This is a genomic window from Acutalibacter intestini (genome assembly GCF_034334985.1).
In the GTDB taxonomy this organism is placed as follows: Bacteria; Bacillota; Clostridia; order Oscillospirales; family Acutalibacteraceae; genus Acutalibacter; species Acutalibacter intestini.
Window position 1 is genome coordinate 60,212 of the sequence record NZ_JAWXXL010000017.1, and the last position, 15,209, is coordinate 75,420.

14 protein-coding genes and 1 pseudogene are annotated in these 15,209 nt (G+C 57.8%); 9 read left to right on the top strand and 6 right to left on the bottom strand.

The features are described 5' to 3' along the window. Positions 1 to 179: 179 nt before the first annotated feature. The 3 genes from U8U68_RS12995 to U8U68_RS13005 are packed head-to-tail and all read right to left on the bottom strand — an operon-like array spanning position 180 to position 5,268. Complete coding sequence (locus U8U68_RS12995; protein ID WP_322201451.1) at positions 180 to 1,460, bottom strand: L-cysteine desulfidase family protein; 1,281 nt, start codon at positions 1,458 to 1,460, stop codon at positions 180 to 182. Between the two features lie 15 nt (positions 1,461 to 1,475). Further along, positions 1,476 to 2,375 carry a YitT family protein gene (locus tag U8U68_RS13000; RefSeq protein ID WP_322201453.1) on the bottom strand — a complete coding sequence of 300 codons (900 nt, stop codon included), beginning with the start codon at positions 2,373 to 2,375 and terminating at the stop codon, positions 1,476 to 1,478. 1 nt (position 2,376) lies between these two features. Continuing rightward, on the bottom strand, positions 2,377 to 5,268 hold the full coding sequence (locus tag U8U68_RS13005) for an insulinase family protein (RefSeq protein WP_322201455.1): 2,892 nt from the start codon (positions 5,266 to 5,268) through the stop codon (positions 2,377 to 2,379). A 453-nt stretch (positions 5,269 to 5,721) separates the two neighbouring features. Between U8U68_RS13005 and U8U68_RS13010 the strand changes: the two genes are divergently transcribed. From U8U68_RS13010 to U8U68_RS13045, 8 genes are all read left to right on the top strand, one after another. Continuing rightward, the gene (locus U8U68_RS13010; protein WP_322201457.1) at positions 5,722 to 6,582 is read left to right on the top strand and encodes an NAD(P)/FAD-dependent oxidoreductase; all 861 of its coding nucleotides are present in this window, start codon (positions 5,722 to 5,724) and stop codon (positions 6,580 to 6,582) included. Then, the gene (locus tag U8U68_RS13015) at positions 6,579 to 7,499 is read left to right on the top strand and encodes a trigger factor (protein ID WP_322201459.1); all 921 of its coding nucleotides are present in this window, start codon (positions 6,579 to 6,581) and stop codon (positions 7,497 to 7,499) included. Before U8U68_RS13010 ends, U8U68_RS13015 begins: the two co-directional genes overlap by 4 nt. 14 nt (positions 7,500 to 7,513) lie before the next feature. After that, a complete protein-coding gene (locus U8U68_RS13020) occupies positions 7,514 to 7,831 on the top strand; it encodes a thioredoxin family protein (protein ID WP_322201461.1) in 318 nt (105 codons plus the stop codon). Between the two features lie 105 nt (positions 7,832 to 7,936). After that, on the top strand, positions 7,937 to 8,416 hold the full coding sequence (locus U8U68_RS13025; RefSeq protein WP_322201463.1) for a hypothetical protein: 480 nt from the start codon (positions 7,937 to 7,939) through the stop codon (positions 8,414 to 8,416). 87 nt (positions 8,417 to 8,503) lie between these two features. Continuing rightward, a complete protein-coding gene (locus tag U8U68_RS13030) occupies positions 8,504 to 10,243 on the top strand; it encodes an ABC transporter ATP-binding protein (protein ID WP_322201465.1) in 1,740 nt (579 codons plus the stop codon). Between the two features lies 1 nt (position 10,244). Continuing rightward, positions 10,245 to 12,017 carry an ABC transporter ATP-binding protein gene (locus U8U68_RS13035; RefSeq protein WP_322201467.1) on the top strand — a complete coding sequence of 591 codons (1,773 nt, stop codon included), beginning with the start codon at positions 10,245 to 10,247 and terminating at the stop codon, positions 12,015 to 12,017. Beyond that, positions 12,014 to 12,493: a hypothetical protein gene (locus U8U68_RS13040; protein ID WP_322201469.1), complete on the top strand. Its 480-nt coding sequence runs from the start codon at positions 12,014 to 12,016 to the stop codon at positions 12,491 to 12,493. Before U8U68_RS13035 ends, U8U68_RS13040 begins: the two co-directional genes overlap by 4 nt. A gap of 19 nt (positions 12,494 to 12,512) precedes the next feature. Continuing rightward, positions 12,513 to 13,277: a LytR/AlgR family response regulator transcription factor gene (locus U8U68_RS13045; protein ID WP_322201470.1), complete on the top strand. Its 765-nt coding sequence runs from the start codon at positions 12,513 to 12,515 to the stop codon at positions 13,275 to 13,277. A 7-nt stretch (positions 13,278 to 13,284) separates the two neighbouring features. On the opposite strand, the gene U8U68_RS13050 is transcribed toward U8U68_RS13045, so the two are convergent. Beyond that, entirely contained in the window at positions 13,285 to 13,425 is a 141-nt protein-coding gene (locus tag U8U68_RS13050) for a hypothetical protein (RefSeq protein WP_322201472.1), read from the bottom strand. A gap of 230 nt (positions 13,426 to 13,655) precedes the next feature. On the opposite strand from U8U68_RS13050, the gene U8U68_RS13055 reads away from it, so the two are divergent. Beyond that, complete coding sequence (locus tag U8U68_RS13055; RefSeq protein WP_322201474.1) at positions 13,656 to 13,874, top strand: hypothetical protein; 219 nt, start codon at positions 13,656 to 13,658, stop codon at positions 13,872 to 13,874. Positions 13,875 to 14,174: 300 nt separating this feature from the next. Here the strand turns inward: U8U68_RS13055 and U8U68_RS13060 are convergent. Both U8U68_RS13060 and U8U68_RS13065 read right to left on the bottom strand, forming a co-directional pair. Then, a pseudogene (locus U8U68_RS13060) lies at positions 14,175 to 14,366 on the bottom strand (helix-turn-helix domain-containing protein); the annotation flags it as partial. 194 nt (positions 14,367 to 14,560) lie between these two features. Continuing rightward, the gene (locus U8U68_RS13065) at positions 14,561 to 14,989 is read right to left on the bottom strand and encodes an NINE protein (RefSeq protein WP_322201476.1); all 429 of its coding nucleotides are present in this window, start codon (positions 14,987 to 14,989) and stop codon (positions 14,561 to 14,563) included. Positions 14,990 to 15,209: the final 220 nt, after the last annotated feature.

Consider the following 15,209-nt stretch of genomic DNA (forward strand, 5'->3'; position numbering starts at 1 on the left):
AAAATACTTGCCGCTTTATTAATGAACACTTTGCAGCGTGCTCTTCGCCGCTCAAGATTTGCGCCGCTCAACCTCTGTCTGGGCCTAAGATTCGATTGCGGCCGCCTTCTTAATGGATTTTTCAAATCACCTGCGGGTCCGGCTTCGGCTGGCGCCAATTTTCCAAAGCATGCTTCCCCTCATTTGCACCGCTCAGTCATAATGGATAATATCGTCTGGTCTGTCTGCCGCATTCCCTGCTGAGCTAAAAATCCCACGTTCGCAATGGTGTTATCCACGCCTTTGGTCACGATGCCGTCGCCGCTTTTAAACTCCTGATGGTTCTTATACATAGAGTACCCCAAGATCCCCGCATCCACGCTGGCGGCGATCTTGGCGGCGCAGGACGGCTTTGCCCCGTCGCAGATAGTTCCGCTGATAATCGCTACAGCGTTGACAATGGTGTGGGCTATGGCTTCGTAGCCGCCGTCCAGCAGATAGGCAATCCCTGCCCCAGCTCCGACCCCCGCGCTGACCGCGCCGCAGTAGGCCGAAAGGCGGCCTATGCCGCTTTTCTGGTGGATGGTCACCAGGTCGCTGACCAGCAGCGCCCGGTACAGCTTTTCCTGGCTTGCCCCCAGGAACCTTGCGTAACGAACCACCGGCACGGACGCGGTTATCCCCTGGTTGCCGGAGCCGGAGAGGATTACCACCGGCAGTTCGCACCCGCTCATCCGGGCGTCGCTCCCGGCGGCGGCCCAGGCTTTCGCCTCGGTCTTGATGTCCCCGGGGTACTCCGCCAGCAATACAGAGCCAATATTGGCGCCCCAGTTATTTTTCAGCCCCTCCTCCGCGATAGCCGTATTGCAGTCGATCTGCCGCTGTAGCAGCGGCGCGATCTCTTCCGGCTCGGCCGTATCAGCAAACTTCAGAATATCCGCGACGTTCAGCACGCTCTTGTCCGTAAGATTGTCCTCGGCGGAATCGGTAACCGGCTTTTCCAGCAGGACTTCGCCGTCCCTTTCTTCTCTAACGATATTGCTGTGGCTGTTGGCGATATGTACGCAGGCGGAATGCTCCCCCGCCCAGCCGGTGAGCCGTATGTCCAGCATCCGGGGCGTGTCGGCGCAGACGATCTCAATGGAGGTATCCCGGCAATAGGCCGCGATGGCCCTGTGCCGCTCCGCCGGAACAGAGGAGATGACCTGTAGAATCTTCTCAGCGTCCCCCGCCGCTATCCCCGCCGCAATGGCCGCGGAAATGCCCTTTAGCCCTCCGGTGTTGGGGACAACAACGCTTTTCACATTTTTGATGATATTGCCAGAGACCTCCGCCCGTATTCTTTCCGGCCAGAGCCCCAGAATATCCCGGAGCCGGGCGGCGGCATAGGCCAGGGCGATGGGCTCCGTACAGCCTGTGGCGGGGACCAGTTCTTCCCTTAAAATGGACAAATACGCCTTTTTTGTTTCAGCAGTCAACATAAATTTTACCTCCTTTTATCGGGTGGGGCTTTCAGGCGGCTCCACATAGACCCGTTCGCTGGAAAAGCCCTGCCCCCGAACCTCCTTGATCTGTGTGATGGTCAGGAATGCATGGGGGTCAACGGATTGGATCAGTGACTGTGCGGCATAAAGTTTCCGGGGCGGGATCACGCACAGCACGCCGCGCTGGGGCAGCCTTGTCCTGCCGGTTTCAATTTGAATCATTGTGATACCGGCCTGTAGCTTTGTCAGGCATTTCTGCCGTATCTCCTCATACCGGCTGGAAACCACAAAGAGCTGTATCTGTGACTGCCCTAAAAGCATCACTTTGTCCAGCACAATTGTCTCTACCACCAGCAGCACAACGCCGTATAGGATTTGTTCCGGGTCAGAGAACACGGCCTGCGCACCCATAATGACGATATCCGTCAGGTAGACCGCCACGGAGACCGGGATATGGGTCCACTGATGCAGCGCCAGATTGACTACATCCGTTCCGCCGGTAGAAGAACCCACCCGCATCACCAGCCCCACGGCAATGCCCACCAGCCCGCCGCCCAGCAGGGCCGACAGCAGCGGGTCGGCAGTCAGCCCATCAATATCCGGTACCCTCTGGGCCGCGCCCAGGAAGATGGGGTAGAGCAAGGAGCTGGCCACCGTAGCCAAAACGAACCTCCATCCCAGCACCGCCCAGCCCAGCGCCAGGGCCAGCAGGTTCACGCATAAAACGATTACAGCGGTGTCCAGTGGAATAAACCTGGCCAGAACGACCCCAACGCCGGTAGCGCCGCCCATAATGACGCCGCTGGGCAGGATGAATGCCGCCACGGCGAACCCCAGCAGCATATTTCCGGCTATGATGGCAAAACCGGCCTCAGACGCTTTTTTCAAGCGCTTCCAATCAAGCTTTCTCATATCAGAGCACCTCTATATGGTCCAGCCAACCGGCACAGGCGTTCACCTGTTGCCGGGAGCCAAGGACGCAGACGCTCCCGCGGGCTGTCAGGTCCTCCACAGGGCCCGCCAGGGCGGTAAGATCTTCCGGCACAGTGGCAAGCATCTCCCGGCGGACGCGGCGCCGGTCCTCGTGGCTGATCTGCCGCCAATAGAGGGCGTCGGCGATCTTGCCTTTCATGCGGGCAGTCAGGAGCGGGTCGGACTCCGCCGCCGCGCCGGTGATCATGCCGGTCAGGTCTATAGCAATGCCTCTTAGAAAATCCGAGGAGGCGCGGTAGCAGTCCAGCGTCCGGGCGGCGCTGGGGTCACGGAAGGAGTAGAATCCCGCGAAGCCTGTGTCACGCAAAACCATTCCCGTGCCGTAGGCCCCGCCCTGGACCCGCACCGTGTTCCAAAGGTGGGCAAGGGAGACGGTACGGCCCATGACCTTCGCCGCGCCGCTTCCGGCTCCTTGGAAAACGCCGCCCAGAGCCGCGTATGATACGCCGGAGGGAATCACAAACCCTTCCCGCCGGGGCTTCCAGGGCAGGAGGGCCCCCGCGCAGGGCAGGGCAAAGCTACCCGCTGGCAGGCTGGACGAAAGGAGGCGGGCAATGGGATTGGCAGAGGCGTCATTCCCGGCGGTGACGCTGACGGTCATGCGGGCGCGGCAGAAAATGCGGCGGGCCAGAGAGCTCAGGTCCTGCGCCAAAGCGGGAAAGCGGGCGGGGAAGTCCTGCTCCAGCTCCGTGAGCCACCGCAGGAAGGTGATGCCCGAAGCCTGCTCCTGCACGGCTCCCTCGGCGGTGGAGCAGGCCAGGACCCTGGCCATGGCGGCGCTGTGGCCCGCCGTGGCCATCTGCTCCGCCATGGCCGTCCGCCGCTGGCGCAGGAATGTGAGCGCCTGCTGGGAATTCTCCCACTGCTGCCCCACTAAAAGCTCTGTTAGGAAGGACAGGGCTTTTTCCAGCTTCGTGTCCAGAATACTACAGGAAACACACAGGAAGGTCCGGCAGCGCTCTGGGGCGTTTTTCCGCCCGTAGGCTTCTATAGTGAATTGGATGCTTCCGAACAGGGCGCGCATCTCCCGGTTCAGGTCCGCCAGCCCATACTTTTCCGTATCCAGGCTGCCGAATAACTGGGCCATAAAGGACGCCTTAGCCAGTTCCTCAGGGGATAGGTCATCTAGCGCGAAATAGAGGCTGCAATAGGTGATACCGTTGGTGGGCAGCCGGTGACGAAGGAGCGTTATGCTGCCGGCAGTTTCTTCCTCTATGGGCAGCTTTTCCGGCTCCGGCGGAATCTGGTCAAGGCGAAGCCTGGGAATGGACGCCAGCTGCTCCGGCGTGTCCAGCGTATTCTGCCAAGCGGCGATAGCTTCCTGGAAGCGGCGGGCGCCGGCGGCTTCCGTGGCTCCCCAGCCGGAGCGGACGGCGCTAAGCCAAGCGGTCTCCTGTGCCTGGCGCTCCTGTCCTATGGTGTGGGAGGGCAGTGCCAGAACCCGGCAGTGATGAGGATTCTCTAAAATGAGCCGCTTCAGCAGATCTTCAAAATAACCGATCCCGCACTTGTCCCGCAGGCCGTCAAAGAGCGTTCCAACGCTGAGATTTGCCGCCGGGTCGCCGCCGTAGAGCCAGCTCTCTAGAACCTGGAAGCAAAGCACAAGCCCCTGGGGCATCTGCCCATAGTCCCGCTGCCGGGACTCAAATTCCAGGTTGTCCAGCGCCGCTAGGACCCGCCGGTGATCCAGCCCCTTCCGAGACAGCCGCTTTAGCTCATCCCGGAGGGCGGCGGACGCCTCCTCGGCCTTGTCCTCGGCCATGTCCCGGGCCTCCAGCATAAGCCAGGGCTGCTGTATACCGTCGTGAAGCTCTAAGCGGACGTCCCGGGCTAGGCCGCTTTCCAGAAGACGCCGTTTCAGGGGGGCCTGATTGTCCCCACATAGTACATCCGATAAGGCTTGCAGCGCCATTAGCGTCTCCCTGTCCCGGAAGGTGCAGGCGGCGTACCCATCCGCCAGCCGGGCGCGTCCCTCCAAAGATTCCTGTGCGGACAGCTCATAGCGTATCACGGACAGGCCCGCTTCAATGGGCTTTTGCCAAGGTACCCCTTCCGGCACGGCAAGGCGCTCATAAGCACAGAGGTATTCATGGTCTAGAATCCCGAGAACCTGTGCGATATCTATGCTGCCGTCCAAAAATATATAGGAATTGGACGGGTGGTAGAGGCGGCTGTGGGCGGCGGCGAAGGCTTCGTAGGTCAGCTCCGGGATTTTCGCCGGGTCTCCCCCAAAAACATAGCGGTAGCAGGTATCCGGAAACAGGCGGCGGGCCGCCTCTCGCTCCAGAAGGGCGTCCGGCGAGGAGAAGGCCCCCTTCATCTCGTTGAATACCACGCCCTTGATGGAGAGCGCGCCGGCTTCGTCCAGCTCGTAGTGCCAGCCCTCTTGGCCGAAAATTTCCGGCTTGGAGTGGAGCAGCGGGTGCAGTACCGCGTCCATGTAGACCCGCAGGAGATTGAGAAAATCCTGGCGGTTCCGGCTGGATACCGGGTAGACGGTCTTGTCAGGGAAGGTCATGGCGTTGAGGAAGGTGTTCATGGAGCTTTTCATCAACTCCACAAAAGGCTCCTTTACCGGGTAGCGTTTTGAGCCGCACAGGACTGAGTGCTCCAGAATGTGGAACACGCCCGTGTCGTCCCAGGGCTGGGTCTGGAAAGCGATGGCAAAAGTCTTGTTTTCCTCCGCGCGTTCCAGCCATACCAGCCGGGCGCCGGACTTTTGGTGCTCCATCAGCCAGAGATTCGCCTCCAGTTCGTCAATACGCTGTTGGTTTAGGACAATAAAGCTTGAAAAGATACTGCTCTTTTCCATAAATGGCCGCCTCCTCGTAGTGAAATCTTTCTTGTTCGGCTTAGGGCTGGTTTGAAACATGGAAAACGCCGCCTTTTTACCCAGAAGCGGCCATCTTCCGCGTCGAAAATCCTCGTAAAACAGCAAGGATTCCTTGCGGCTTTCTCCTGGAAACTGACCACTTCTGGTCAAAAATCCGTCATTTCCTCTATGTTCCAACAAGCCCTAGGTGCCAATATTATAGAAGCTTTTCTCCTCTGGCGCAAGATGCTATGCCTATTCTGTTCATTTTCCCGACCATTCTGTCCCATTCGCAAAAACACCCTACCGTTTCATACCGGCTTTGGGCTGGAACAGAGCGTCCGCTATCTGTACAGAATAGACCGTTTCCGGGGCGGAATGAGCAAGCGGTATTGATTTTTTCGGAAAAAATGATATGGTTGCATTTAGAAAAAGCTGGGAGGGGTGCGTCAGATGTACGACCTGCTTATTATCGGCAGCGGGCCCGCCGGTGTTTCCGCCGCGCTAAGCGCAAAAGCACGGGGCCTGGATTTTCTATGGTTCGGCTCCAGACAGTTAAGCCCTAAAATCGTGAAAGCCCAGTGTGTGATGAACTATCCGGGGCTTCCGGCAGTTACCGGGCCAAAGATGCGGGATGCCTTTTTACATCAAGTGGACAGCTTGGGCATTTCTATTTTAGAGGAACGGGTCAATTCCATCTACGACATGGGCGGCTATTATACCGCCGTGGTCAATGACAAGATGTATGACGCCAGGACGGTCATCCTGGCCCCGGGGGTATCTAACAGCCGGGAGATACCCGGCGAGAGCCGGCTGCTGGGGAAGGGGGTCAGCTATTGCGCCACCTGTGACGGTGAGCTGTACCGGGGCAAACGCCTGGCAGTGGTCTGCACAGACCCATCTTTGGAGGAGGAAGTCGAGTTCCTGGCCGGGCTGGCTTCAGAGCTGTTCCTGTGCACCAGCTATAAGGACTGCGGCGTCCACCGGGACAATGTGCGGCACACGGTGGGATATCCCACGGAAATTTTGGGAGGGGACAGGGCTTCCGGCCTGGTCTGCGGCAGCGAGACGGTAGCGGCGGACGGAGTATTCTGCCTGCGTTCCTGCGTGGCCCCGTCGGCGCTGCTGCCGGGACTGGCGGCAGAGGGCGGACACATCCGGGTGGACCGGGGACAGCGGACCAACCTGCCGGGCTGTTTTGCCGCCGGGGACTGCACGGGACGGCCCTATCAGTACGCAAAGGCGGTGGGCGAGGGCAACGTGGCCCTGCACAGCGCGGTGGAATACCTGAAAGAAATGGAGGCGCGGGAATGAGATCAAGAATATTGAAGGTGAAGGACTACCGAGAGGTGGACGTGGGGCCGCTGCTTAAGCCTTTTGTGCCGGATGAGGCGGAGCTGGCGGCGGAGATAAGGCGGCTGACCAACCCGTATATTCGCTGGGAGCCCGGCGAGGTGGTCTCTGCCGGGGACCAGGTGGTGTGCCGGCTGGTTTCGGACTGCCCCAGGTACAATAAGGAGAAGGTTCGTTTTGTGGCAGGGAGCGGGATGTTTCAAAGGGAGCTGGAAAATCTCTCTATCGGCATGAGGGTGGGCGAGACCCGGGAGGCTGGCCTGCCGGAGTGCAAGGTGTCCCTTGCGCTGGCAGGGGTGATGAACCGCGTGGCCCCGGAACCTTGTGATGAGATGGTGGAGAAGCTGGAGCTGGACGGCGTGCATACTGTGGCGGAATACCGGGCCTACTTGATGGAGCGGCAGAAAGAGGCCGCTTTCGGGCAGGACTCTTTTGAAGCGCTGAAGGAGCTCACCCGGGAGGTGATAAGCGGCTCTGAGTTTGTGCTGTACCGGGAGGACTGGGCCGAAGCCATTAACCGGGAGCTGGACCGCTGCCGGACGCTGTGCCGCCAGGAGGGCATGGTCCTGGAGAAAATGGCGCCGGAGCAGTTCCAGGGCCGCATCCCGGTGAAAAGCTACCATGAGCTGGTAGCTATGCTCCAGTACGACGGCTGGGACAATCTCTGCCGCTATCTGCTGGGCCGCCGGTACGCCGAAACGGACCACTTTCACTCTGGCGAGGCGGAGTATGAGGCGTTTATCGCAGACTATGCCAAAGCCTGGCGCGTCTCTGAGGAAAGCGCCCGGGAGGCAAACCCATTTGAGAACTTCATTTTTAACGAATACGCCGGGCACGCCTATACGGTGCTGAAAAACTATATCAGAGAATTTTATTAAGGGAGGAACCCATCATGGCAATTCAAAACGCGGACAAGACCAATTTCAAAGAGCTGATCGGAGAGGACTTCGTCATTGTCGACTTCTACGGCACAACCTGTGTTCCCTGCAAGCTGTTTTCCAAGATACTGGAGGACATTGCGGCGGAGATACCATTCTTGAACATCGTCAAGCTGAATACCACCGAGAACCCGGAGCTGGCACAGGAGTACGGGATAACCGCCGTGCCCACTGTCCACTTCTATAAGGACGGACAGCTGCTCAAAAGCCATGTGGGCGTCATGCAGCCCCAGGCGGTGAAAGAGGTTATCGCCCAGTATATGTATGCGTAAAGCCGGACAGATTAAGCGGCTTTTCGGGCAAAATCGACATCTGCCCTTTTTTCAATATTTCCAATATGCTATAATCCATTCACCAATAAAAGGAGGCTCTGTCCCATGAAAAAGACTGTGAAACGTATCGTCTGCTCTCTGCTTGCACTGCTTTTAGTGTGCGGTCTTACCGCCTGCGGCGGCACAAAGGGCGTGGACCCGAAAACCTGCACATACGATGAGATGGTGGAATATCTTACCGCCAAGGGCTACATCTCCAAAGACGCCGCCCCGGTGGACATGCTCACTACCGAGGGCTATCTCACGGACAATACCGGCGGTGATATCCCCTATGCACCTTTTGCGGATCGAGCACAGGACTACGATGGGCTCTGGCTGATGTGGTGGGACGCCGCCACCCCCTCTGAGGCGTACACCAACTGCTTCCAGAACCTTGCTATGAACGAGGGCGTCATCGTCTACATGGGCGGCGCGGCTGTTCTGGAAACCGCCGCTTACAACGGCAGCTTTGCCATTGCCTTTGGGGAGGACTACGCCCAAAAGGACGCCGTTACAGCAGATTTCCAGGCGCTTTCCCAGAAATAAGGACATAGAAACGCCCCTACCCTATCCTAATATTGGGATAGGGCGGGGGCGTTTTGCTGAAAAGTACATAAGAGGAAGGAGAAAACCATGGAAACAAACGCGATTTTCCGAAAAAATTACGGCAGCTTCCGCCGCTTCTTCTCCATGCTGGGTAAGGCGGACCTGCCCTATCTGTGGATCGTAGGCTACCTTGTGGCAAGCGCCGTCATCGCCAATGCGGGCGTCAGCTCTACCGAATACAGCGCCGCTCTCTTCGCCGGGAATGTGGGACTGACCGCAGTGGTGCTGCCCTATCTTTTTTACCAGATTCTCTCCCTAATTCTCAGCTCTGTCTCCGGGCTCATCAATAACCTCTGCACAGCCCGCATGGACAGGAACCTGCGGCGGATGGTCTGGCGCAAGACGGTGAGCCTGCCCCTGCGGTTCTATGAGAACAACAACCCCAAGGAACTGCTCAGCCGTATTACCACCGACATCTCCAGCATCAGCAATCTGGTCATGAAGGTTTTTCTCCCCATCTTTACCACGGCCTATGCCAGTTTTGTGATCCTTCAGAAAGTCTCTAGCTATGACGGGGCGCTGATGTGGTCCCTGGTGGCGGCGCTGCCGGTGAATATCCTCATCAGCTTTATTCTGGGCCGCCTGCAATTTGGCGTACAGGATCTTATCAACCGGCGCAACGCCCAGCTGACCGCCACGGTGGCGGAGCGTACCAATAACCTTATGCTGATAAAATCCATGGGCGCCGAGGCGAAGGAGGCCGCCACCGGCGGGGAGCGGATGAAGGCCAGCTACCGGGCCGCCGGAATGAATATCTGGATCACAGGCACAGCGGTTCCCATCCGTGCCATTGCCAGCGTCTTACAGACCGTCGTCATTATCCTGGTGGGCCGGGGATACTACGCTTCCGGCGCACTGAGCCTGACGGAGTGGATCGCTTATTACGGCTTTGCTATTCAACTGACCAATATCCTCAGCGCATACTGCGGCTACTGGACCTCCTTCAAAAGCGCCCAGGGCGCGGTGGAGCGGGTGAGCGAGATCATGGCCGAGCCTTCAGAAAATTTGAACGCCGGAAGCACCATGGAGTCACCGGCGGGAGGCATTCACTTTGAGAAGGTGGATTTCTCCTTCGGGAGCGAGCCCCTTTTCACGGGCTTAGACCTGGATATCCCCGCGGGGCGCATCACCGCCGTGGTGGGTCCCTCCGGGTCGGGGAAGACCACCCTGCTGAACCTGGTCGACCGTCTATACCCACTGAACGGCGGGTCGATACAGATAGGAGGAAAGGATACCTCGGATTACTCTCTGTCCAGTTTCCGCCGCGCCCTGGGATATGTGACCCAGGAGAGCGTTATGTACGCCGGCACCATCCGGGAAAACCTGCTCCACGGCCTGGGGCGGACGCCGCCGGACGAGGAGCTGGACGAGGCCTGCGCCGCCGTGGGCATCCTTGATTATGTCCGCCGCCAGCCCTTGGGCTACGACGCCCCGGTAGGGGAGAGCGGGGCCAGTCTCTCCGGCGGGCAGCGGCAGCGTTTCTCTGTGGCCCGGGCCCTATTGAAAAAGCCGGACTGCCTGCTGCTGGACGAGGCCACCGCCGCCATGGACATAGGCGGAAAGGCGGGCGTGTGGGCCAGCATCCGGCAGGTCATGGCGGGGAAAACCGTGGTCTATGTGGCCCATGACGCCCAGACCATACGCAACGCGGACTATCTGATCGTCCTTAGGGACGGGCGGGTGGAGGCCGCCGGGGAGCGGGAAGATGTGATGGCTTCCAACCTGTACTGTCGGGAAATGATGGAAAATGGAGAGGAGGTCTGCTGATATGAAGCGCAACGGAACAGACAGCAGCCAGCAGAAGCAGAAATATTCTTTCCGCGCCTATATCTCGTTTTATACCCGGTTTCCCATCCCCTGGTGGCTGTTTATCGTGTCCCTGGCGTTCGGCCTTGTCAATACCGAGGTGGTGCTGGCTATCTCCAAGTATGTGATCCAGATCAACAAGGGCGAGCTCTACAACGGCGTCATTATCGGCTACTCCCTATTGACCGTGCTGAACGCCGTAATAGCCATGTTCAGCAACCTCTGCGGGGAGTATGGCATCCAGAAGGTCACCCTTAGGGCTAGGATGCTGCTGTGGAACAAGATACTCCACCTGCCCATGCGGGAAGTGGAGCGCCGCCAGCCCTCGTCCCTCATCTCCGGCGTTGTGAACGACATTACCCAGGCCAGCGCGGTGATACACATGATATTCTCCACGGTGGCCTCCATCTACGGCTTTATCCGCTGCTGTGTGGAGATGGCCCGGTTCAACGCAAAGCTCTCCGCATATATGCTGCTATTGGTCCCTCTGGCTATTGGCGTGTTCGTCCTGGTGGGACAGCTGCAGTACCGCATGATGCTGCGGCGGTATGAGAGCCTGAGCACCATGACGGAGTTCTTTTCCGAGCATATCTCCGCCGCCAAGCACGTGAAAGCCCAGGCCATAGAGGAGCTGGAAGCGGAGGAGGGTTTTCGGGCCATTGATGAGCGGTACAAAGCGGACATCTACTATGCCTTTATGGAGGTTCTGCAGGTGTTCTCCAATACGCTCTATACCTCCATCGGCAGCATTGCCATTGCCCTGTTCGGCTCTGACATGATCCGCAAGGGCCAGATGCCCGATACCGGCATCAATGACTTTACCACCTATAAGGGCCGGGTGGACCAGTACCAGGCTGAGGTGCTGACCCATTACCAGACCCTCAAGGGCACCCAGGGCGCCATGCGGTATGTGGGCGTCCTCCTGGATGGGCCGGAGGAGGACCCGGACGCCGGGTACGACCTGCCGAAGGACCGGACGAAGGAGGACATCCTGCTGGAACGGGTGAGCTTTGGTTACGACCCCCGCCAGCCGGTGCTCCACGACCTGAGCCTCACCATCCCCGCCGGGAGAACCACTGCCATTATTGGCAACAACGGCTGCGGCAAGTCCACCCTGCTCAAGCTGATCCAGGGCATCTATCTGCCGGACAGCGGCCGGGTATGGTTGGGGGACTCGGCGGTGGACAAGGTGAAGCTGGCCCAGCTGCGCCGGCGCTTTGGCTGCATCTTCCAGCATAACCCCTTGTTTTCCGGCTCCGTTCGTGATAACATAGCCTATGGAGAAACCGGTGAAGTGTCGGATGAGGCGGTGGCTGGGGCCGCAAGGCTTGCGGATGCGGACGGCTTTATCAGCCAGCTGCCAGAAGGGTATGACTCTGACGTAGGCATGGGCGGGGCGCTGCTCTCTGGCGGGCAGCGCCAGCGGGTGGCAATCGCCCGGACGCTGCTGTTCGACCCGGACTATCTGCTTATGGACGAGGCTGGGGCCAGCCTGGATCATAAGAGTGACAGGACCATCTTCCGCGCCGTTAGAGAACATATGAGGGGCAGAACGATTGTGGTGGTGGCCCATGATATGCGCACGGTGATGGAGGCGGATCATATCATCGTTCTCAACAGTGGCTCCCTGGAGGCGACGGGCACCCACGAGGAGCTGCTGAAAACCAGCCCTACCTATCGTAACTATCTGGAATTGCAGGGATACGCCCTGGCGGGAGAGGAGGCAGGACGATGAAACGCTTTACCATTCTTTTTTCCGTTCTTCTGGTGCTGGGCTTTGGTGGTGTGCTGGCCTATGTAGCGGCATCGCCGGAGTTTGTTCCGCCCGCGGCACTGATTGGCGAGGGGGAGGACCCTGACGCTCCCATCTGGGACATGACCATGGACGAGGTTCTGGCCGAATTAGCGGCCCAGGGGCTGATTGACGACCCGGCCTCCGCTATTTCCCTGGCCAACGACGGCTTATGTACCGACGCCCGCAAGGTCAGCGGCGCGGAATTTTACTGGTGGGATCTGGAGAACCTAGAGGAGGGTAGCCAGGAAGAGACTGCCTATAAGAGCCTGAAATCGGACGGCGTCATTGATCTCTACGGCTCCGGGCACATTTTGAGTTATGCTCACAACGGCCCCTTTGCGCTGTGGCTGGATCTCTATGAGGGCGACCCCGGCGCATTAGAGCAGGCGTTCAAGAATGTCGGGCAGGCGGAGTAAAAACAGGGAGGAACCGGCAATGGAGATGAAAGCTCTGCTGGTGGACAGTGACCAGCGTCTGCTGGGCGAGCTGACCGTGATGCTGCACGCGTTCCAGTGCTTCCGGGTGGTAGGGACGGCGCGGACATCAACGGAGGCTGTTGAATATGTCCAGCTCAATGACGTGGACGTGGTATTTGCCAGCCACCAGCCCGCCGACCCCCGCATTACCAGCGTGGGAGAGCATTTGTCCGCCGTTTTAGGGCAGAGCCATCCACATATCCAGGTGGTGGTCTATTCCGACTCGGCGGAGTGGGCTTTCAATGCTTTCCGCTGTCAGTGCGCCGGGTACCTACTAACGCCTTTCGACCCCCTGGCGCTCCAATCGCTGGTCAACCGGCTAAGCTATGTGTTCGACCTACAGCAGGCCAAGCGGGAGGTGGCGAATCGCAGTATCATGATCAAAACCCGAAACGGGTATCAGCTCACCCGTCTCAGTGATATTCTCTTCGTTGAGCGGAGCAATCGGAAAAACAGTATTGTAACTACCGATGGGCAGGAAATCACGCTGCTGGGATATACCATGAACCAGCTGGAGGAAATGCTGGAGGGGTGTGGATTCTACCGCTGCTACCAGTCTTTCATCGTCAACCTCTCCCAGGTTGCGGCTGTCCGGGCGGACAATGAGGCAAAAAATTATACCATCCGTTTCAAAGGCTATGAGGGAGAGATCCTGCTTAGCCGGGAAAAATACGCGGAGCTAGTGAACCTTTTGAAGGGGCGGTACGCGAAGATCAATATCTGACGCCGCATCATAAAAGTGGTACGAAACGGGCTATGCGTACGCCGTTTTTTGGATCCAGATGCGGTTCATTGGCTTGAGTTTGTTGGGGTGATTTTTGCGCCGTAAAACAAAGAAAAACGGTTCCCAATTCTGCCAGCAGCGCACTCATGGCGCGTTCCTTTCGCGGTAGCGGCTCCATACATACTATCCCTCAGGCCGTGGCCCTGAGTCCGGCAAGGTGATTTATTAAGAATGTGCTTGGCAAGACCCAGACTGAGGTTAAAGAGAAACTTGCCCGGGCAATCGAGGACGGCAAAGGCTTGGACATCGTAAAGGCCGGTCCACTACACGGTAGGGCATTGGATAGACGGGTGGTATGAGAACTACGCCAAAATCAAGGTGCGGCCATCCTCGCGCAAAACCTACAAAGGTTATGTTGAAAATCCCATCAAACCGAGCATCAGCACGTTACCGCTTAGTAAGCGGACTAGGGCTTGTTTGAAAATAGAGGAAATGACGAATTTTTACCCAGAAGGGGTTCATTTCAAGGAAAAAACCGCAAAGCAATCTTCCGATTGGCGAGGATTATTGACGCAGAAGGGGGCCCCTTCTGGGTAAAAAGACGGCGTTTCCGATTTTTCAAACAAGCCCTACGCTGGAAGTACAAGCCCTTTACAGAAAGCCGCCGGCCAGCGGTAGGGCAGAGCGTACAGAGTCCAAACAGCAACCCAAAACCTTGAGCGCCAAGGCAGTATGCAATATAAACCAGGTGATTGCGTCTGCAATGTGGCTTGCCAAAAGCCAGAAACTCATTATAGTCAGTCCCCCAGGCGGTGGTGCCCTGTTAAAAGGAGAACATTAGGAAATCAAAACGCGGGCAGCAGACCAGTTGGCAACATTGTTCCAGCGGGGCAAAGAAACAGGCTGCTCGTGGATGATGTACTCGTTGCTGCTGAATTTGCCGCTTTCGTCCCTGGTCTGCTGGCGCTGGATGCACCCGGCCCGCTGCAATTCGTTGGCGGCGGAACGAATAGCCTCCTTGCTCTCCCGGTTGATGCAGCACCGGCCGGGCAGGGGATAGTCCCAATCTTCCGGGAGTGATAAAATCTGCGGCGTTGGCCGGAACGCAGAAACGGGCGGTGTCTTTCCGACATCGCCCGTTTTCTGTACGGTTGTTCACTTGTTTGCGCCGCCCGTTTTCCGCTGTCCTTAAAAAATATTGATTCGAGTGGGGGCATGTTTTCTTAATGGTATGCCAAAAAAGGCGTGCGCTTTTTATTGGGAAGCTTTACTAGGGAAAGGTGCTAGTCCCGCAGAGGAGCACCGTTGCCGTCCACGTTAATAGATCCGGTAAGGATCATAATCCCTTCCACTAGGCCCCAAATGCTGATGCCAAGAGTAGCTATTCCGCAGGTAAACATACCTCCCAGCAGGCTGACCAATAGCTGGATGACCGCTTTTTTGGTGTAGCCCAAGTAAAAGTTATGAACCCCTAAACCGCCCAGGAAAATGCCCAAAAGGCCCGCGGCCAGTTTGGACTTGGCGCCCGCCATGCCAGGGGCGCCCATAGGAGCGGCCAGAGAGACGCCGCACTTAACGCATACAGCGGCCTGGGGGCCTGTGGGGTTGCCACAGTTGGGACAATAATTAAAGCCAGTGCCAGTCTTAACGCCACAGTTGGTACAAACAAAAGCGTTAGGGTCTACAGGGTTTCCACAGTGTCTGCAATACATACCATTTGCTCCTTACCTCATTTTTTACTATTTTAACATGAAGTTCACCATAATGCAACATAAAGCGGTAAATTTTACAAATGGAATTTTGTATCCAGCCTTTTAGGGCTTGTTTGAAAATAGAGGAAATGACGAATTTTTGGCCAGAAGGGGACAATTTCAAGGAGAAGAACCGCTGTAGTTAGCTGCGCTAACTACGTCACTCTGGCGATTGACGAGG